General features: G+C 39.0%; 18 protein-coding genes. 2 read left to right on the top strand and 16 right to left on the bottom strand.

The features are described 5' to 3' along the window. Positions 1-41: 41 nt before the first annotated feature. The 10 genes from L0668_RS09160 to L0668_RS09205 form a co-directional block, all read right to left on the bottom strand. Positions 42-953 carry a hydrogen peroxide-inducible genes activator gene (locus L0668_RS09160; protein WP_235311967.1) on the bottom strand — a complete coding sequence of 304 codons (912 nt, stop codon included), beginning with the start codon at positions 951-953 and terminating at the stop codon, positions 42-44. 117 nt (positions 954-1,070) lie between these two features. After that, positions 1,071-2,708, bottom strand: coding sequence for a methyl-accepting chemotaxis protein (locus L0668_RS09165; RefSeq protein ID WP_235311968.1), 1,638 nt, complete (start codon positions 2,706-2,708; stop codon positions 1,071-1,073). 148 nt (positions 2,709-2,856) lie between these two features. Continuing rightward, on the bottom strand, positions 2,857-3,768 hold the full coding sequence (locus tag L0668_RS09170; protein ID WP_235311969.1) for a porin: 912 nt from the start codon (positions 3,766-3,768) through the stop codon (positions 2,857-2,859). A 588-nt stretch (positions 3,769-4,356) separates the two neighbouring features. Beyond that, the gene (locus tag L0668_RS09175) at positions 4,357-5,619 is read right to left on the bottom strand and encodes a tetratricopeptide repeat protein (RefSeq protein WP_235312319.1); all 1,263 of its coding nucleotides are present in this window, start codon (positions 5,617-5,619) and stop codon (positions 4,357-4,359) included. Positions 5,620-5,746: 127 nt separating this feature from the next. Continuing rightward, complete coding sequence (locus tag L0668_RS09180; protein ID WP_235312320.1) at positions 5,747-6,355, bottom strand: energy transducer TonB; 609 nt, start codon at positions 6,353-6,355, stop codon at positions 5,747-5,749. Between the two features lie 32 nt (positions 6,356-6,387). Further along, the gene (locus tag L0668_RS09185; protein WP_235311970.1) at positions 6,388-6,795 is read right to left on the bottom strand and encodes an ExbD/TolR family protein; all 408 of its coding nucleotides are present in this window, start codon (positions 6,793-6,795) and stop codon (positions 6,388-6,390) included. A gap of 32 nt (positions 6,796-6,827) precedes the next feature. Further along, the gene (locus tag L0668_RS09190) at positions 6,828-7,352 is read right to left on the bottom strand and encodes a MotA/TolQ/ExbB proton channel family protein (protein ID WP_235311971.1); all 525 of its coding nucleotides are present in this window, start codon (positions 7,350-7,352) and stop codon (positions 6,828-6,830) included. 8 nt (positions 7,353-7,360) lie between these two features. Continuing rightward, positions 7,361-8,746 carry a MotA/TolQ/ExbB proton channel family protein gene (locus tag L0668_RS09195; RefSeq protein ID WP_235311972.1) on the bottom strand — a complete coding sequence of 462 codons (1,386 nt, stop codon included), beginning with the start codon at positions 8,744-8,746 and terminating at the stop codon, positions 7,361-7,363. A 12-nt stretch (positions 8,747-8,758) separates the two neighbouring features. After that, positions 8,759-9,544 (bottom strand): DUF3450 domain-containing protein, encoded by a 786-nt coding sequence (locus L0668_RS09200; RefSeq protein ID WP_235311974.1) that lies wholly within the window; start codon positions 9,542-9,544, stop codon positions 8,759-8,761. 372 nt (positions 9,545-9,916) lie between these two features. Then, complete coding sequence (locus L0668_RS09205; RefSeq protein WP_235311975.1) at positions 9,917-10,372, bottom strand: GNAT family N-acetyltransferase; 456 nt, start codon at positions 10,370-10,372, stop codon at positions 9,917-9,919. 230 nt (positions 10,373-10,602) lie between these two features. Here L0668_RS09205 and L0668_RS09210 point away from each other — a divergent pair, with 230 nt between their 5' ends. Next, on the top strand, positions 10,603-11,994 hold the full coding sequence (locus tag L0668_RS09210; RefSeq protein ID WP_235311976.1) for an IgA Peptidase M64: 1,392 nt from the start codon (positions 10,603-10,605) through the stop codon (positions 11,992-11,994). Between the two features lie 457 nt (positions 11,995-12,451). Here the strand turns inward: L0668_RS09210 and L0668_RS09215 are convergent, their stop codons facing one another. From L0668_RS09215 to L0668_RS09235, 5 genes are all read right to left on the bottom strand, one after another. After that, positions 12,452-12,793, bottom strand: a complete 342-nt coding sequence (locus L0668_RS09215; protein ID WP_235311977.1) for a type II toxin-antitoxin system HicB family antitoxin — start codon at positions 12,791-12,793, stop codon at positions 12,452-12,454. Beyond that, positions 12,790-13,044 (bottom strand): type II toxin-antitoxin system HicA family toxin, encoded by a 255-nt coding sequence (locus L0668_RS09220; RefSeq protein ID WP_235311978.1) that lies wholly within the window; start codon positions 13,042-13,044, stop codon positions 12,790-12,792. Before L0668_RS09220 ends, L0668_RS09215 begins: the two co-directional genes overlap by 4 nt. Positions 13,045-13,151: 107 nt before the next feature. Beyond that, a complete protein-coding gene (locus L0668_RS09225; RefSeq protein ID WP_235311979.1) occupies positions 13,152-13,667 on the bottom strand; it encodes a hypothetical protein in 516 nt (171 codons plus the stop codon). A gap of 687 nt (positions 13,668-14,354) precedes the next feature. Beyond that, entirely contained in the window at positions 14,355-14,573 is a 219-nt protein-coding gene (locus L0668_RS09230; RefSeq protein ID WP_235311980.1) for a BrnA antitoxin family protein, read from the bottom strand. A gap of 2 nt (positions 14,574-14,575) precedes the next feature. Continuing rightward, a complete protein-coding gene (locus L0668_RS09235; RefSeq protein ID WP_235311982.1) occupies positions 14,576-15,091 on the bottom strand; it encodes a BrnT family toxin in 516 nt (171 codons plus the stop codon). Between the two features lie 554 nt (positions 15,092-15,645). On the opposite strand from L0668_RS09235, the gene L0668_RS09240 reads away from it, so the two are divergent. Then, the gene (locus tag L0668_RS09240) at positions 15,646-16,098 is read left to right on the top strand and encodes a hypothetical protein (protein ID WP_235311984.1); all 453 of its coding nucleotides are present in this window, start codon (positions 15,646-15,648) and stop codon (positions 16,096-16,098) included. A 60-nt stretch (positions 16,099-16,158) separates the two neighbouring features. Here the strand turns inward: L0668_RS09240 and L0668_RS09245 are convergent, their stop codons facing one another. Continuing rightward, positions 16,159-18,828 carry a TonB-dependent receptor plug domain-containing protein gene (locus L0668_RS09245; protein ID WP_235311986.1) on the bottom strand — a complete coding sequence of 890 codons (2,670 nt, stop codon included), beginning with the start codon at positions 18,826-18,828 and terminating at the stop codon, positions 16,159-16,161. Between the last annotated feature and the right edge of the window lie 38 nt (positions 18,829-18,866).

Below are 18,866 nucleotides of genomic sequence, written 5' to 3' on the forward strand. Positions count from 1 at the left end.
TTTGTTTATTTTTAAATTAATTAAAAAAAGTTTTCTTCCACTTATTTTGCAAAGGTAGGGATGGGTGTAAGAGGAGCAAAAAGTTCAGCTAAATATCGAAATAACCTAACCCGAGTGGTACCGTTTCGCCACACTAGACCTATCTCTCTATAAGCGGATGCTTCAGATGGCAAAGATTGTAAAGCCGTAGCCGACAATATCTGACTTTGAATAGCCAGCTCTGGCATAAAAGTAAAACCCAATTTACTGTCAGCGAGTTGAATAAGGGTATACAAACTGCTGGCAGCTAAGGAACTTATTTGTTCAGAATGCTGTAACCCACATGCACTTACCGCATGGCCCGTCATACAATGTTCTTGATGTAATAAAAAGATACTTTGTTTAGGTAATGACGACATTTCTAAGGGAGTAGGTAATGATTTTAATAAATCACTATGGGCTATTAAGTGAAAAGGGTCATGGCCTATTACCAGTTGTTTACAGCCGGGGGTGGCCATAGGGAGAGCTAAAATCAATAGATCAACAGCTCCTTCGTTTAATTGGGTCAATAAATTTGCAGTTGTGTCTTCTTGTAATTCTAAATGCACTTTAGGTAGATGAGTGGACACTTGTTTTATCATGCCAGCAAACATAAAAGGGGCAATAGTGGGGATCACCCCTATTTTCAATTTGCCTCCTTGCCAGTCACCGGCACTTTGGGCAAAATCCACAAATTCATGAGCTTCGGCTAATAAGGCTTTACTGCGTACAACTAATTCTATGCCAAGTGGAGTAAACACAAAGGTTTTATGCTCACGTTCAAGTAGCTGAGCACCAAATTGCTCTTCGATATTTTGTATGGCAGTACTAAGGGTTGATTGACTAACATGACAGTGTTGAGCCGCTTTAACGAAATGTTGTTCTTGATATAAAGCAACTAAATAGTGTAAATGTTTTAAATTGGGTAATTTCATAAGCAATAAAAAAAGCGATTAAGACTTACACCTTAAATCGCTTTTTTTAATTAGTACAGGTTTTAATTAGTATAGTATTTTTTAAAGAAAAACTGACTGCACTATTGTTTCAGTTTACTATTGTTTCAGTTTAAAACGTTGGGTTGCTTGATTAATGTTATCTAACACTTTAACTAGCATAGACGATGCCTCGCCCATACTTTCAGCACTATTTTGTGAAGCAATACTTAATTTTGAAATTTCACTCAAGCCATGATTAACCGTAGCACTTTGACCATTCTGTTTGCTCACAGCCTCATCAACTTGAGCATTTAATTTGGCAATTTCACCAAACACTTGAGCAAAATTCTGCATAAACTGTTGAGACTGTTTAATCTGCTCAACACTCGTAGTTGCTTTATCTTTACCCTCAGTCATAGCGTTTACGGCTGAGTCTGCGGCTTGCTGTAATTTATGAATATTGCGAGATATTTGTTCTGTAGACTCCTGAGTTTTAGTTGCTAAGCTGCGTACTTCGTCTGCTACAACAGCAAAACCTCGCCCTGATTCACCCGCTCTTGCCGCTTCAATAGCTGCATTTAAGGCTAATAAGTTTGTTTGTTCGGCAATGCCATTAATCACACTCACCACACTGCCGATATCATCTGAATCTTGCTTCAAATTCACAATAATTTCAGACGCCGAGTGGGTTGCATCCAACATACTTTGGCTGGTTTGCACGTTTTCTTCAAACATCTTTAAACCACTACTTGTTTGCTCAGAAGAACTATTAACAAACTCATTAGCCTGAGCAACTGAAATAACGATAGACTCGCCTAAACTGGCCATGTCACTCATATTACCTGAGACAGATGTGGTGGTTTCGACTTGCTTACCAACACTCTGTTTGACGTTTTCAAAAGCATCAAACAACTTAATAGATAGTTCACGTAATTGAGTTAACTCAGAAATAATTTCACCTATCATGTGACTTAAATCATTTTGAATTCTGCGAAAGTTTGTAGCCAATTGGCCAACTTGGTCATTACTTTTAACATCAATGTTACTACTAAAGTCACCTTCAGCAATCAAGCTTGATGCACCGGTCACCTTGTTCAAAGGATCAAGAATACTTTTAGTAATAAACCAATATAATCCAATCGAACTGATGACAATTGATAACAATAATAAAACTGTGGTAAAGGTTGTGGCAAAAGCCGAGTTTTCTGCGATGGACGCTTTGAGTTTCATAACAGCATTATCAATTTTATCTACCGCATCAGTTAACCGCTTACTGGGCTCTCGGTCGATCCCTGATACCGCTTTATCACCTACTGCAATATCAAAATTTGCATCCACAAAAGCTTGATAACCAGTACGGTAAGCTTCAACCATAGGTGGGTAACTCTCAGCAAATGCAGCTAAATCATTGTATCCAGGACTAGATTTATCTAAGTGACTTAGGAGTTGTTTGTAATTGGCTTTTATTTTATCCGCTCGGGCATTAAATCGGCCCCAATACTTTTCCCTTTGTTCGAGGTCTTTCCCTCTAATTAAGGTGTTTTTCCACTCCTGCACCTGAATTTTAAAATCAACATTTAAAGCCGCTAACTCAGATGCATAACTAATATCCGTTTCTACAGCATTGGCATATTCATCAATCACACCTGATAATGAACGTATGCCAAATCCTACGGAAGCTATTATCAAAAGTAACGCTACACCAAATAATGCGAAGAGTTTGGCACGTAGGTTACTAGAAATAAAATCAAACATTTATCATTCCTTTTACTGCATTTTAATACAATAATTAAAGCTATTAATGTCGTAATCGGCAAGGTTAACCAAAACTAAATGACAAAAAAACCATTAGGGAAGAACTCCTTAATGGCTTTATAAAATTTGGCGTGATAACTAATAGGGATTAGAATTTATGTTCGAGCCCTAACGCTAACCAAGATTGATCTTCACTTTGCTCCAAACTTCTCGATGTATAAAAAGCGAAGGCTTTGGTAGCTTTTCCTAATTTGTAATCGGCACCTAAACTAAAACTATTGTCGTCTTCTAGGCTTTGATATTGAGCTTTTAATTTCCACGCATTTATTGAGTATTGAGAACTTAACGCAAGGCCAGAGTCACTGTCTCCGGTAGCCACGCTCTCTTGAGTATGAGCCACAACACCAAGCACCCAAGAGCCAAGCTTTGTTTGGGCAACAACTCGCTGTACATCATAGCCTTTCACATCAGAATCCATGGCAACACCAGCAAACCAGTTAGATTTTTTTAACTTTTTGTCACCATAATAAACACCGCTAGTTAAACTATCTTCACCTTCTTTGCTGTCTTCAACTGCGTAATTTAGCTCTACCGTAAAACCTTGTATTGAAGGACTATAATAACTTACTGAATCGCTTAACCTGTTTTCACCCTTCCATAGCCCTTTAAAGTCAGCTTCGTAATTATTCATGGCATCTACCGGGGCAGTAAGACTCTTTAAAGCACTATCTTTACGGCCTATAATCACAGTACCAAAATCACCTTTCAAACCCAAATATTGCTCACGAGATGTAATATTATCGCTTCCTGAAGCATCGGTTAAATCAACCCCCCATTCCACTTGATAAAAAACATTCAACCCATTGTCTAAATCCATATCACCTTTAGCGCCAAACCGTGAGGCATTACTTTTTAGCTCTGAAAAGCTGCCTTGGCCGTCGTCGGTCATTTGAGCAGATATATTAACTTTACCGTAAACCTGGATTGGGCCGGCTAGTGCTGAAAAAGATGACAAGCTAGTAACAGTGCATATTGCAATTAAAGATGGAGTTAGTTTCATAATTAAATTAAACCTATTTAAGTTGCATCAACATGGAAAGTATATGCAGCATTTAAGAAATTTGACTAATTATGACACTTTTATGTCACTTTTATTATTTATTAGGTATTAAATTTTATAAACAAGTATAAAATTTAGTATTAACTAAGTGTAAGAAACTATAGAAAATTATCTGAGATATGATTAATACCAATTACAGTAAATAATTGACCACTCAGAGTACATCCAGCGGATTTTGATTGAGGCGCCACTATGCCGTAATGGTTGTTCCCTTTCAAATAGTGAGAACCGACTCTTTTTAAAAAGAAATGGACAAAACCCGCTGGGGCACTCCTTTCAGGCGAATTTTAAAAGAGCTTACACTGCGTTCCATAACTTTGAAAGAGCACTAGTTTCTTTTAATAAAGAGCTGTCAGTCATGCGCCTTGTTTAAGCTCTTTTAAACTCTCGCTGAGTGATTAATTATTTACTGTAATTGGTATAATTTTACAGCTGACTGATTGATTTTCAGGTATAAAAAAAGCTACCTTAGGTAGCTTTGTTGGAATATTAAATCTTTAGACAACTCAAATTTGGGTAAAATGGGAATTAACTACTTACCGAAGCAAAGGTGTCATATTGTTTCATTTCACCCTCTACAAATTTCTTCCACTGAGTGGCCATGCCACGGCTACCGTCGTATTCTTGAGCCTTGGCTAGTTCAGTCAACGCATCATTAAAATCACCACGATTAAACTTAGCCATACCTATGACTAGATGGGCCATGCCTTGATTACGTAACCCACCTTTTTCTAAAGCTTGTTGTGAAGATTCAATGGCTTGTTGCCACTTATCCATGTTTAGGTACATCTGCCCAAGTTGCGCAAATAATTCGCCATTTTCAGATAACTTAGCGGCAGCTAACATTACTGGTATGGCTTTTTCAGTTTCTTTAGCAAAATTCCAAGACTGGGCCAAGAAAGACAAGTTTCTTTCATCTTCAGCCAACTTACCTTGGTCTATGGCTTTTTCCATTAACTCAGCCGCTTTGTAAGGTATTTGATGATAATAATAAAGCTGCGCTAAATTAAACATATCAGAACCCGTCATCACAAAACCTTTCTGCTGGGCAATCTCCATGGTCGCTAGCTGTTTATCTTCCATGCCTAACTCACCGTACATACCGGCTAATTGGATCCAATATTTTGCTGCTTCAAACTTTTTAACTAACTTTAATAAAACATTTTTAACTTGTTCAGGTTGTTTTAGTTCATAGTAAGCAGCCCGCTGTAGTACATACCACTGCTCTTCTACTTGAAAACCTAAATCAGTAGTTTCAACTTGCTCTATTGCTTCATTAATATAACCAGACGCAGCTGCATAATCTTGTTTTTGATACATAGCTTGAGCTTTTAATACCAAGTTTTTAGCTGGGATTGCTTTATTCGGATATAAGGCTAGCTGAATTTCTTCCCATTTTTCGGTCTTCTCAATAGTTTTGTCATAGTTGCCACGCATCATATGTAACTGGGCTAAACTAAACAAAGTAGCTTGCTCAAAAGATTCAGGGATTGGTTGCTGTTGCACAACGTTTTCAAAAGCTTCTATTGCTTTGTCATAATTTTCAGCTTCGTAATAAATAAAGCCATAAAAGTTATACATCATGGCCAATTCGTAACTGTTCATCGAACTGGCTTTGTCTTTTACCGTATCTAATACTTCAAAAGCTTCGGCTTGTTTATCTGCATCGGCTAATCCTTGGGCACGAGATAATTGGTCATAAACTTTTGAACGTAAAGTCGGTACACGTTTAGTTTTACGTTCTACTTTTGCTGTATCTTCTTCAACGGCATTGACCACAGTCACTTGCATTCCACCAAACACAAGCCCGGTTATTACCACTGTTTTTGTTAATGAGCTCGCTAATTGTTTAAGCCTTGATTTTGTTAACATGGTATTAGTCACTCTTTTATTAGCCATTTTTTGTTTGATCACGGCCCTAGCCTCCAATTTCGAATGTCACGCGCACTTCAACACCGGAAACTTCCATGGCTTCGCCATTCACAACGCGTGGTTTATATTTATATTTAAGTGTGGCGTCTAACGCCGCTTGCTCAAAAATACCTTCTGGTGATGCTTGTAATACTTTTGGATCTTTTACCGAGCCAAGTTTAGATACGGTAAAAGTCACATCTACATATCCTTCAATACCTCGCTGCAAGGCACGTCTTGGATAAACAGCGGCAACTCGCACAATTGGCAAATACTCACCATCACCTGAATCTAAGGCTAATCCACCATCTAAAGACACATCAGCTGCCACATCAGCACCAAAATCCATACCCGCAGTAGCATTATCAGGACTAGGTGAATCCATTTGTGGAGGAGCCATATCTGGTGGCGGCTCTTTAGGCTTAGGTGGCTTTTTAGGTTTGCGATCTTTTTTCTGTATTGCTTCTTCTTTCTTAACACGTACAAAATCTAAGACACTGCCTTTAGGTGCGTCTGTCAGGGCACTGCCACCACTTTGAATTAACGATTGCATTAAGAAAAACAATCCTAAGGTAACAATACCCGCTAGTAGGATGGCAATAGTTAGTCTTGATATTGTCTGAGGCATAGTCTTGGACATAAAGGGACCTAAGGCTCTTGTGCTGCTATCGAGACATCTAAAATGCCTGCTGCGCGTGAAGCATCCATCACTTTAATTAACACATCAGTTGTGGCTTTTTTATCAGCTTGAATAACCACAGTACCTTGAGGGTTTTCAGCATATAAACGTTCAATATTGGCTTGTACAGCGCGCACATCGATTTTACGTTTATTGATCCAAATTTCGCCTTTGTCACTGATAGCCACTAAAATGTTAGCGCGATCTTTCTTAACAGCCGTAGCCGCTTCAGGGCGATTTACATCAATCCCTGCTTCTTTCACAAACGAAGCCGTCACGATAAAGAAGATCAGCATAATAAACACTACGTCTAACATAGGTGTCATATCAATTGCTGCTTCTTCGTCATCCATCATGTTTTGAAAATGTTGTTTCATAAATTTCTCTTATTCTTTCTCAATTGAGCCGGTTAAATGTGGCGTTCCATCATTAACGCGTCTTCTAATTTTGCTCGTTCTGATTTAGTGGTACGTGACAACCAACTTGAGGCAAAAACACCAGACAGCGCGCCTACCATGCCAGCCATAGTGGGGATAGTTGCTTTAGATACCCCCGATGCCATTGAGCGAGCATTACCCGAACCTGAAATAGCCATTACGTCAAATACTTCAATCATGCCGGTAACTGTGCCCATCAAACCTAACAAAGGACACAAAGCAACCAATGATTGAATAATAGGAATACCGGCCCCTAACTTAAGTGACACTCTAGAAATCATGGCTTGACGTACTTGCTCAGCATTCCAAGAAGAGCGTTCAGCTCTGGCGTTCCATTTAGCAATGACGTTCTTTTTGTATTGCTTGTGCGTTACAAACACATACATAGCTCTTTCTAAAATCATCAACCACATCACAAAAATGAGTGCTCCGATAACCAGTAGGACTTGCCCACCGGTTTCGGTAAAATCTCGAATGGTTTCTAGAATTTCAATCATGGCTTTGTTTACGCTTTAGCTTTACTAGAATTTTGCGCTTCGGCACGCTCAGCAATCACACCGGCTGCTTGTTCTTGCAACACATACACTATGTTTTTGCTACGAGTATTCAACATGGCATAAAGTAAGGTCATTGGGATAGCTACAACCAAGCCAAGTACTGTGGTAACAAGTGCTGTTGAAATACCACCAGCCATCAATTTCGGGTCACCTGTACCAAATAAGGTAATCGCTTGGAAAGTGTTAATCATGCCCGAAACCGTACCAAGTAAGCCCATAAGCGGAGCCACAACAGACATCACTTTAATAATCTGTAAGAAGCGTCCTAATTTAGGTACTTCACCTAAAATAGCTTCGGTAAGGTGTAACTCAAGCGCTTCTGTATCAGCTTCCGGGTAATCGTCACGAGCTTTCATGACGCGGCCTAGTGAGTTATTAGTTTTAAAAGTGCTCGACTTTAATTGACGATTAACTTTAGCGCCTTCTATGCCTAGCACTATGAATCTCCAAAGTGCGATAAGTAGACCAACAGCACCTACAGACAAGATGATGTAACCCACCGTTCCACCTTGTTCAACGCGCTCTTTCAAACTTGGAGCTTGCACCAACAACTTAAGAATTGAACCGCCTGTTGGGTCTAAACCAAACTCAACTAAATCCCCTGAAGACTGTTGTAAAGCCGCTGCACTGTCACCGTAACGACCAGCAGGCTGACGAATTAATTCAGCTACAGAGCCTGTCGTACCATTGTAATCTAGGTATTTTCCTTCAGCGGCTAGAGCAAACGGCCCCACACGTAACACTTCTTTACTGACTTTATTACCGCCAGCTTCAATTACGTCTGTGGTGAATGTAGTCACCTTGCCTGATTCTGTCATTTCACGTTGCATTTCAAACCAGACACGTTCAATTTCTTCGATAGATGCTAGTTTAGAACTGGCACCCATTGACTGAGCTAAGTTATCTAAAAATTCAGCACGACCAGGTATTTGTGCCGAAATAATTGAGTTTTGGAATTTACTTTTGGTATCACCAGACACTTGCTGCAACACACCAAACAACTCTTTTAACGAACCTAAACGTTTGTTCATGGCTTCGTTTAAATCAGCTAATTTAAATTCGTTCTCTTCAAACTGAGTTTCTAACTTTTCAGATAGAGCTAATGCTTGATTACGAGTTGATTTAGCTTGACTAAGCATGGCATCTTGCTCAGAACGTTTTTGTGCAAATTCCATTTCACGTTGAGCATTTTGTTTATTTTGCTCAAACTGACCTTGCTCTAATTGTTTTAACAAGGCATCTAAATCAAGAGCGGTATCTTCTTTAGCAGATGCAAAGCCTGTGACTACACTTAACAAACAAACTAATAATAAGTTTTTATTTAAAAATTTCATTTTAATCAGGCCTTAATCTGTCATGGCTACAGGTAGCATTAATAGGTCTGGAGCGAGTTGTTTCTTGGCCATACGCAAACCTTTAGTCACTTGTGTGCGGTAACTAGAAGGTAATGCTTGCCACTCGCCGGCTTTCTTATTCCAAGAACCCTGCAAACTTGCATCACGTGTTTGATAAATAAGTGCAGTACGCCCTACTCTTAAAAAGTCCACATCACGCTCTTGACCATCAATTGTATGTAGGCCACTGTAAGCTTCTAAAGTGCGTCCGTAATCCATTTCAACTTGGTAAGCTTCCATCACACGCCGAAACTTTTCAGAAGGCGCGATATCTGCTCTATCCATCATGTTTTTTAAATCTTCTACACGCTTAGCCCTTTCTTTAGGCAAAAACGGCACATCTAAGCTCACAAACTGTTCAAGCCCAGTGATCATTCGCATCATAAGTGGAGTGATTTGACGTTCGATAACACTAACATCGTCAATAGCTGCATTTAAGTCAGCCATTTCTTGCATTTGGTTGTCGATTTGTTTGGCTAATTGACCGTTGTAGACGTCCAAGCCTGTAGTTTCTTTATTAATAGCTTTAAACTGCTGCAACTTGTCACCAATTTGGTCGGTGATTTTATTGATCTTTTCTTGAGATTTCACCGCTGACTGGTTGATTTCAGTAGCTTTATTAACCGCCGGCTCTAGGAACTTTCCTTCCTGAGCTAGACTGTTTGTCGCTGCAAATATTGTTATTAATGCAGCTGATACTTTCTTTAATGTATCAGGAAACTTTGTTAGTTGTTTCATGCTTCAAACCCTAAATATTGTCCATCAGTGGTTTACTGATAATTCAAAACTGCGAGCAGGATAAGCACTTTGTGTGACAGAAATATTACAAGTATGTGACAGTAAAATGACGCGACTACAATTATTTAAAAACACTATGTTTGCCAGTCATTTAGAGATATTGAATTGACATACCTAAAAGAACAATTAAACACCAATAAGATTGCAGTTATATGACAAAAATATGATATTTGATGGGGCTATTATTCAAACTAAGCTATTAAGACATAACTATGTCACTGGGATTAGGTTCACTGATTTGTTTTTTACAACAGCTGAACTCAGAATAGGGGAAATACAAAACTTGAAAGGTCAAGGTCACAAATTAACTGGTTAGGCCACCAATTCAACCAACATAGCTAGCTTTTCAATACCATGGGACGGAGTCCACCTTTTAAATTCGAGAAAACCATGCTTCTCATACAAATTAATTGCAGGTTTATTTACCGTAGCGGTTTCTACAATCGCAATTGAGATGTCGAAGGTTTTAAGAACATAGTTTATCAACTTGTCTGCTATCCCCTGTCTAAAGTACTTTGGATCAACAGTTAAACTATGAATATCTAATTGTTTTTTATCTATTTCTATTTCAATAACTGCTGCAAGAGTATAATTATCACTAAAACCATAAAACTCAGTTTTTGAATTAGCTATATTGTTGGCACTACGTGACAGAGGTGGGAACTTAGCAACATCAATAAGCTGAGCTTCAACTTTATACGAGTTTTGAAAAACAGAATAAATTTGATTCGCAACGATTTCATTAGAATTTTCAAGTTTTATTATCATACTTTGCCTCAAGACTGACATTGCGCTTTAACACCTTTTCAGGTTGAGGTTAAAGCAAACTTGACGCATTGAAACATAATTCATCTGCATTGTAGTCAAAAAATCCTATCAAAAAGATTACTCTTCAAGGCTAAGGCCATGCAGACTTAATTAACCTGAGCCAGTAGGTTCCTTATGCAAGGTGCCTCTGTTAAAGTTTTTAATAGGCTTTGCTGTTTTTTAGGGGAACAATGAAAAATATCATTAGGTTTTTAGCATTAGTATTATCTTTCAGCGCTTCTGCCAAGGTACAAACCTTGCGGCTTGATTACTATCACACCGGCGATAGTCAACAAGAAGTTTTCTCATTAGACAGGGTAGTAGTTGAACCATTAGCTTGGCCTGGTCCAAACTCACAAGTTTTCGATAATCTAAATCGTGGTAAGTACCGCTTTATTGTGAAAAACAAAATGTCCCAAGAATTGTTGTTTACCCGCAGTTATAGCTCTATTTATGGAGAATGGGAAACCACCGCAGAAGCTAACAAAATAAAACGAACATTCCATGAATCATTGCGATTTCCTATGCCAGAGGACGAAGTCATTATTGAAATTGAAAAACGTGATACAAATCATCAATTTCAAAAGGTATGGAGCACAGAGATCGATCCAAATCATTACTTAAACCACAGAGAATCAGCAGCATACAGTGAACAACTTATTGCCATTGAGCAAAATGGCGATCCAAAACATAAAGTCGATTTGCTTATTTTGGGTGATGGTTATACGGCAGCAGAACTAGCTAAATTTAAAGCCTCAGCAAAAGCGCTTAGTGAAGCATTATTTGCCACCAGCCCATTCAAGGAAAACAGAAAAAACTTCAACGTATGGGCTTTAGCCCCGCTTACTAATAAGAGCGGCGTTTCACGGCCATCAACGAAAACTTATCGTGATAGCGCACTAGGTGTGACTTATGATGCTTTTGGCTCTGAGCGTTATGTGTTAACCAATGACAACCGCAATTTTCGACGTATTGCCTCATCCGCTCCCTACGACTTTGTTGAAATTATCGTAAACAATGACACCTATGGCGGTGGCGGTATTTACGGTTTATTTTCAACCGCAGCTGCCAATAATAAGTGGGCAGATTATCTGTTTATTCATGAGTTTGGCCATCACTTTGCCGGGCTTGCCGATGAATACTATGCGGCTTCAGTTGCCTACGCTAAACCAACCAATATCATTGAACCTTATGAGCCAAATGTAACGGCCTTATTAGATGGCGAAACATTAAAATGGCATGAAAAAGTGAACACACACACTCCCTTGCCCACCCCTTGGCCCAAACAAGCATATGAAAAACACACCCATGAATATCAACAAACCCGTAGCCAATTGCGTAAAGCCAATAAACCAGAAAGCGAAATGGAAAGATTATTCAAACAAAATCAGGGGGTTGTGGAAGGCATGTTTTCTAAAGCCGAGTTTAACCATGTAATCGGCGCGTTTGAAGGGGCAAACTATTCGGCCAAAGGCTTTTATCGCAGTGAGTTAAACTGCATTATGTTTACCCGCACTGATGATTTTTGCAATGTGTGCCAACAAGCCATTGTTGATGTGATTGAATTGTATTCAAGTGAATAATTTAATGGCTACGCCATTATATGTGCTTCGCATACAGGGCATGAGCTACGCTCACCTAAAAGATATACGCTTCGCGTACCGCAATCCATTGCGGATTTTCAAACCTCATCCCTGAGGCTCGACAGACTTTTTACCAACAGCCGCAAAAAGTATGCAAAAAGGCCCGTGCTCCACAAACTTTCCTGACCTAAAAAACCCTATCCTTCAAAGTCGAAACGGGCATAAGTCGCATCCATGCTATAAAAGATGCCCTTGCCCAAATGTCCCTATTTGGACATTCGACAAGGACAGTTTTTTTTAGGGAAAGTTTCAGTCGCGAAAAAATCAAAAGCATGGCGTTGCCATTTAGAAAAAAAATTTAACAGACTAGTGAACATTCATTTGGATTGCCCATTTATTTTAGTATGTCCCGAACACCATGAAAGTGAATCCCTTCAGCGACTAGGACTCCTTGATTTTATAGCTCACTCACAACGGTATTTGATATAGATTCGACAACAATCTGATTAATACTTTTCCCTGTTGCTGAAGCTTTGAGAACTAGGCTTTCATGCAGTTCTGGGCTAATGCGAACATTGAATTTACCTGAGTAATTTTTTCTAGGGTTCACGCCATCTTCACTGCACATTTCAAGGAACATATTTAGTGATAGCTGACCTTCTTTATGCAACCCCTTAATATCAGAAGCATAAAAATCTGCGCCTCCATTCAAATTAGTAAATTCTCCCCGAAACATTTCAATTTCAGGATCATAATTAATAACAGCATCATAACCATCAATTTTCATAACATTTTTCATGGTTTCACCTCATTCATCTCAAACCAACGTCGAATACTACTCACAGCACCTTTATCCGTATCAGGTGATGGGTGCGGACAATGAAACACTCTGCGCTCACCAAACAGCCTCACACCAATACGAGAACCTTCACCCTCAACTATTTCCGCACCTAGTTCAATAAACAACAACTCAATGTCTTTCCATTTTACATTTCCACTTACAGGCCTAGCAAAAATAAGTGCGAGTGTTTTTTGATGCTTTTTCTTCATGAAGCGATCGTAGTACTATATTGTAGTACCGTCAAGCGAGAGCTATGGATGAGCTATAACGCCTACAGTAAGCGCGCCGCTCTTTGGCGTCGCCTTGGCTGTGATTGTTAGGATTTATTACTACGCTTTATTCTCCTCAGCACTGCGCCTTTCATCAACTCCCAGTCGCTGTTCAATCGAGCTTCAGCTTCCTGGTAGCCTAGATCAGCCGATAATCGTAACAATGACTCTGCTTTATTCAAACACCCAAGGTCACACTCTTTTAGTGCACGAGCGTGAAAATCGATAAAAAGATAATATTTTGCTTCGGCTGAATTGTTCTCTGATTCACGCTCAAGATCGGCAATGTATTCTTGGTGAGCAGTATCACTGAGTGCTTTATAATCACGAATCATTACTTTCTTGGCGGAAAATGCATCTATTAAGGAAAAAATCATTGATCCCAAATCTTTTTCTGCTTCATCCGGAATTTTATCTTGAAACCACTCAATTTCAGTTCGGGCACCGTCGAACTCACTTTTTCTAATTGTTTCAGTAGACGCCGAATCAACCGTGTAGAAGATTATCTCTTCCCCATCTTCATCAAAGTGAATAAGTACATCCCTTTTTTCATTGGCTGACATTGTGCAATAACTCCAAGTGATCCTAACAGTTATTAGTCGGAAGTCGGGTTAACTCCGAAATTGGAGCTGCCCCTTTTTATTCCCATATATTTAATTTTTCTATCTTTTCATACTCTTACACATTCGCAAAGAAGAGTTTTTTATTATCTCATTTGAGGAAAGCTAGGGTCGGATTAAATACATACCTGTTTAAGCTAGGCAAAAAGCAGCAGCGTCAGGTTCTATACTTCCCTTCTTTTGCCTTTGTGGCGCAGCCATGCTTTTGATTTCCCCGCGACTCAAAATTCCCCATAAAATAGTTGGCTTGTTGAGTGTCCGAGCAAGGACGCTCGGACAAGGCAATCCTTTATAGCTGGGAGCGGCTTATTGCCCTCTCAGCATCGAAGTCAATTATTTTATGGTTCTGGAATTTGGTAGAAGCAGAGACTTTCTTGGTTACTTATTTTGTCGTTGACCAATTTTTACGGGATTAAAATGGAACTGCTTTAGCTGGCCCGAAGGGGGAAATACATGGATGTATTACATAAAAGAAGTAACTGGTGCAGCAAGGATGCTGTATCAAAAACGCATGCGACCGCCAAGGATGGCGGAAGGTAGAGTAACGCAGGAGCAGTTACCGAGATGGCTGAACGAAGTGAATGAAGTGTGCGTAGCACATGCTTTAAAGCCCCGTCTGATGACGACACCTTACGTTCGCCAATTAATATCTATTTTTTTATGAGTCGCCACGCAATCACGTAAATATAAATTAATAAGACTCTGATATGGAACACCTGACTCTTCAGCCATGTTTTTAAAGTAGGCAATCACATCTTCACCAAGACGCATAGTCACGGATTTTTTCAATTTACTGGCGTAAGGGTTTTTACGCGACTCCATTACTGATAAATCATATTCATCTTTCATAATTAATGCCCTCGCTGATAATTTTTACTCTCGTTCTTTGTGGCTTTTCTTGCTGATATAACTCTGATTACATTTCCATCATCACGCTCACAATGACAAACCAGTAACAAATTAGTTTGATTGCTCATACCCAGCATCAAAAAACGATCTTCGGTATTGGAACTCTCTCGATCAAAGAACTGCAGCGCAAACTCATCAAAAAACACAGATTTGGCTTCTTCAAAAGAAACTCCATGTTTTTTAATGTTTGCCGCAGCTTTAGCCGCATTCCATTCGAACTTAATCATATGTACATTGTATGTACACCACAAAGATTTGTCAAAGTCGCCAAGCCTTGCTAAAACAAACCGATTCCGGCTCTCGTCATTCCTGTATGTAGTTAACAGGAACCACCAGAATGACAGGCTAACATTCTGCTTTTTCTTAGTGGCGAAGCCATGCTTTTGATTTTTTCGCGAATCCAAATTCCCCATTAAATAATTGGCTTGTTGAGTGTCCGAGCAAGGATGCTCGGACAAGGCAATCCTTTATAGCTGGGAACGGCTTATTGCCGTCTCAACATCGAAGTCAATTATTTTATGGTTCTGGAGTTTGGTGGGAGCAGAGACTTTCTTGGTTACTTATTTTGTCGTTTGAAAAGAAGTAACTGGTACAGCAGGGATGCTGTATCAAAAAAGCTAGGGATGGCGGTGAACGTAGTGAATAAGTATTTAAAACAAAAAAGAGCCGCGTTCAGCGACTCTTTCCATTCTTATCTCTACAAAATCTACAAAACTTACAAAAAATTAAAAGTCGTATTTAACAGACAAACTCAACTTAGTGCCTTTAATTGAAGAGCGTAACTACACATCTTCAAATTCAATTTCTTTTTGTTGATCAAGTAAGTGCATAACTTTATAAGTTAGGTCCAAGGTAATACTTAGGAATCAGTTCTAATTATCAGAGCTCGCTATTGGAGTAAATAATTAACCTAACCGACATTTAAAGTTCACATTAGGATATTAAATTTACCTAGCTATATATTGATAGCATAAATTTCGGATTTAAATTTAAGGTTAAACAAGGATTACTAATGATTTACAATATAATCAAAAATTCACTATTGTCAGTGTCAGTTGCTTTAGCTACAGTATTTGTAGCGAATGCAGCTCCAGAACAAAATTGTTTTTATGAAACATACGAAGTCGAAGTATATGTAGTTGAATGTGAGTATGAAGCTAACTTAGAGTACTTCGGTATTCCTAATTATAATAATTACCCTACAGGCACTGTCGGATGCCCAGCACAATATCAAAGGCAAGTTTCCTTAGAGAAAGATAAAACTATCACCAAGGTTTTAACAGCCGAAGGAAGCGCCCCATCCTGTGGCACAAGGTGGATGTCTCACGATTGGAATGGTACTACTAACGTAAATGGTTATGCATGCGATTATTGGTGGAGAGAAGGCAAAAATGTAAACGGCTATGTTGAAGAGTCGGGAACTAGATTAGAACCAAGAACCCGCTGGGTTTGTGAAAATATTTAAAATTTATGTATTGATCAAAAGAGCCGCAATTGCGGCTCTTTTTTGAGTCAAATATTAAAATTAAAACTCGTAACTATAACTAACACCAAAAGTTGTACCAATTTCACGTGTTCTAACTGCAACACCTGATTGAAGTACTTCTTGGTCTTTGCCTAGTAAGTTTTTCATTTTGAATTTAACTTTAGTATTAAAATCAGGGTACCAAGTATAGATAGCATCTAAAGAATGGAATGGCTGTTCATAAGCGTCACCACGTCCACCGATACCAGAAGCAAGTATACGTTCACCAAATACGTTGTAAACTAATGAACCACTATGCTCACCATTTGCAGAATCATAGTTTAACTGCAAGTTGACTACGTATTTAGAGTGCCCATTCATACGTTTAACTTTATTGGTTAAGTTACCCGCGTCAGCCGCCTCAATAATTACTTCCGAGTCACTTAACGTTAAATTACCTGAGGTAAAGAATCCGTCTGCAAAACTAGTTAAATCATATAACCATTCTGCTTCTACACCATATAACTCAGCTGAAGTACCATTGGTAAATGTTGCAGTATAACTTGAGTCACCAACAGCTAATACGGTTTCGATGGGGTTTGCAATATCCTTATAGAACAAAGATAAGGCTAAGTTATCACCATTGTCTCCATACAATTCATAACGAGCATCGTAGTTTTTCAATTGGCTTGATGCCAATGATAAGCTACCAGTGGTACGAATATCTGTTAATGGGTCAAAATAACCAACAGGCACAACTTCCCTTAAATCAGGACGAACAACCGTTTCACCGTATCCCAAACGTACCTGATAATCATCACCACCAATATAAGTAAGACTCAATGCTGGATATATGTCATCTTCATTAATCGTACGATCTTGAATACGTTCTTGGCTGTAGAAGTTTTCAATATCTTCACGACTAAAAATCAAACTTGAAGATTCTAAGGTTACTTGCTGAAATGATTCATAACGTAAACCACCACTCATACGCCAAGTATTGTCGTAAAAAATGTCGAATGATCCGTAACCAGCCTGAACTTTTTGCGCAGCTAAATAATCGTCAGCTTCAGGCGCTTCAGGTTCATTGAATGAAACCCATACTTCATTGTTATCAATAAAGTCATCGGTTAAAAATGCACTCAAACCTAATACGCCGTCAATACCTTCATTCACTGTTACACCGGCACCATTATTATTCACGAAAAAGCTAGATGTGGTGTAATAACGCGCTCGATCTGAATAATCCCAACCCGTTTTTAGTTCAATATCAAACTTGCCAGTACTAAAGGGTAAATTGAAATTCCCCCCCCAAGACTTCATGAAGTCACGCATTTCAATAAATTGATAGTTTGCGTTACCATTACCACCATTAATAACACTATCTTGATACTCATTATTTAGATAACTATCAGAGAAATTATAGGTTACATCTAATGGGATATCGGTATGAACTTCAGATTCAGTATATTGCCAATCTGCGCCTAGTCCCCACCAATCTAAAAAGGTGTGTTGCCCCTTAAACTGATCTATTTCTAACTCTCGCTCTTCAAACGTAAATTGATGTTGTCTATCGGCTTCATTATCGACGGCGATAGTTGTTCCTTGACTAGGGTTTTGGTTAATACCAATTTCAGTTTCATCTTCATTATCTTGAATGTAGATTTTACTATAGCTAACCTCATGAGTATCAAGGCGATAACCCAAAGTGAGTAATCCATTGATCCGTTCGTTTTCTGTGGTCACTTTCGAATCAGTAATACTGTCATAACAAGTATTATTTACATCCTCAGCAGTGGTAAATGATGTTGCACAATCATCTGTTTTATCAGCACTTACAACTGCGTTGGTACGCTCTGTATAATTCCATTTATTATCATAAGCGACTGATGCTAAAAAGCCGAATGTACCGCCTAGCCAATCTTCCTCGTACGAATTACCAAGACCACCTTGAAAAGACATATTAGGTGATAACGATTCATCTGTTAAAGCCATATTACGTGGCAAACTCTTTAACAAACCTTGGTTTGCTGTAAAAGCTTGTTGAAATGCTGATGCATTATCGTTATCAGTTAAACTATGCTTTTCAATAATATTACGAAAAGAAAAGTCACCGCGATAATGAACAATCCCACTTTCTAAATCATCAGGTAGGCCACTATCATTTTTACTATATGTAAAACCACCTGAATTATTCGAATTCCCTTCAATTCCTAGTTGAATGCCTGCAACAAATTCTGAAGGCAGTGATTTAGTGCGTATGTCTACGCTACCACCACCAAATGCTGCGGGCATATTAGGCGAAAACGCTTTCTGCACAGCTAGGCTTTCAATTACATTGGTTGGAAAGATATCCAATGGAATAACGTTACGGGTTAAATCTGGGCTAGGAATGCTAGCTCCATTAAGCCGGGCACTAGAATAACGCTCACCTAAACCACGTACGTATATAAATTTACCGTCAACTAAAGTTAATCCAGTTACACGGCGTAGTGCCGAGGCAGCGTCGCTATCACCTGTCCTAGCAATCTGATCAGAACCTAAAATGTCCGCCACGAATGCTTGGTTTTTTCGCTCAGCGATAACCGCAGCTGCAGTCCCTTGAAGGCGACTACCAGTGGTAACCACCTCATCGATTGTATTATCTTGTTGTTGGGCTTGTAGAGAACCAGTAACAAGGCCTAATGCAACCGCTAACGAGATTTTACTCGCGCTGTATTGAGTCTTCATGATTTATCCCACACTCAAAATGAACAAAAAAGGCGTAA

Source organism: Paraglaciecola algarum, from assembly GCF_021532655.1.
Lineage (GTDB): Bacteria > Pseudomonadota > Gammaproteobacteria > Enterobacterales > Alteromonadaceae > Paraglaciecola > Paraglaciecola algarum.

Excerpts from the sequence above, each read along its gene's own strand:
- L0668_RS09190 (WP_235311971.1), bottom strand. The coding sequence starts at position 7,352 with ATGATTGAAATTCTAGAAACCATTCGAGATTTTACCGAAACCGGTGGG.
- L0668_RS09230 (WP_235311980.1), bottom strand. The coding sequence starts at position 14,573 with ATGAAAGATGAATATGATTTATCAGTAATGGAGTCGCGTAAAAACCCT.
- L0668_RS09220 (WP_235311978.1), bottom strand. The coding sequence starts at position 13,044 with ATGAAGAAAAAGCATCAAAAAACACTCGCACTTATTTTTGCTAGGCCT.
- L0668_RS09240 (WP_235311984.1), top strand. The coding sequence starts at position 15,646 with ATGATTTACAATATAATCAAAAATTCACTATTGTCAGTGTCAGTTGCT.
- L0668_RS09165 (WP_235311968.1), bottom strand. The coding sequence starts at position 2,708 with ATGTTTGATTTTATTTCTAGTAACCTACGTGCCAAACTCTTCGCATTA.
- L0668_RS09170 (WP_235311969.1), bottom strand. The coding sequence starts at position 3,768 with ATGAAACTAACTCCATCTTTAATTGCAATATGCACTGTTACTAGCTTG.
- L0668_RS09175 (WP_235312319.1), bottom strand. The coding sequence starts at position 5,619 with ATGCAAGTGACTGTGGTCAATGCCGTTGAAGAAGATACAGCAAAAGTA.
- L0668_RS09185 (WP_235311970.1), bottom strand. The coding sequence starts at position 6,795 with ATGAAACAACATTTTCAAAACATGATGGATGACGAAGAAGCAGCAATT.
- L0668_RS09225 (WP_235311979.1), bottom strand. The coding sequence starts at position 13,667 with ATGTCAGCCAATGAAAAAAGGGATGTACTTATTCACTTTGATGAAGAT.
- L0668_RS09215 (WP_235311977.1), bottom strand. The coding sequence starts at position 12,793 with ATGAAAAATGTTATGAAAATTGATGGTTATGATGCTGTTATTAATTAT.
- L0668_RS09245 (WP_235311986.1), bottom strand. The coding sequence starts at position 18,828 with ATGAAGACTCAATACAGCGCGAGTAAAATCTCGTTAGCGGTTGCATTA.
- L0668_RS09160 (WP_235311967.1), bottom strand. The coding sequence starts at position 953 with ATGAAATTACCCAATTTAAAACATTTACACTATTTAGTTGCTTTATAT.
- L0668_RS09205 (WP_235311975.1), bottom strand. The coding sequence starts at position 10,372 with ATGATAATAAAACTTGAAAATTCTAATGAAATCGTTGCGAATCAAATT.
- L0668_RS09200 (WP_235311974.1), bottom strand. The coding sequence starts at position 9,544 with ATGAAACAACTAACAAAGTTTCCTGATACATTAAAGAAAGTATCAGCT.
- L0668_RS09210 (WP_235311976.1), top strand. The coding sequence starts at position 10,603 with ATGAAAAATATCATTAGGTTTTTAGCATTAGTATTATCTTTCAGCGCT.
- L0668_RS09195 (WP_235311972.1), bottom strand. The coding sequence starts at position 8,746 with ATGAAATTTTTAAATAAAAACTTATTATTAGTTTGTTTGTTAAGTGTA.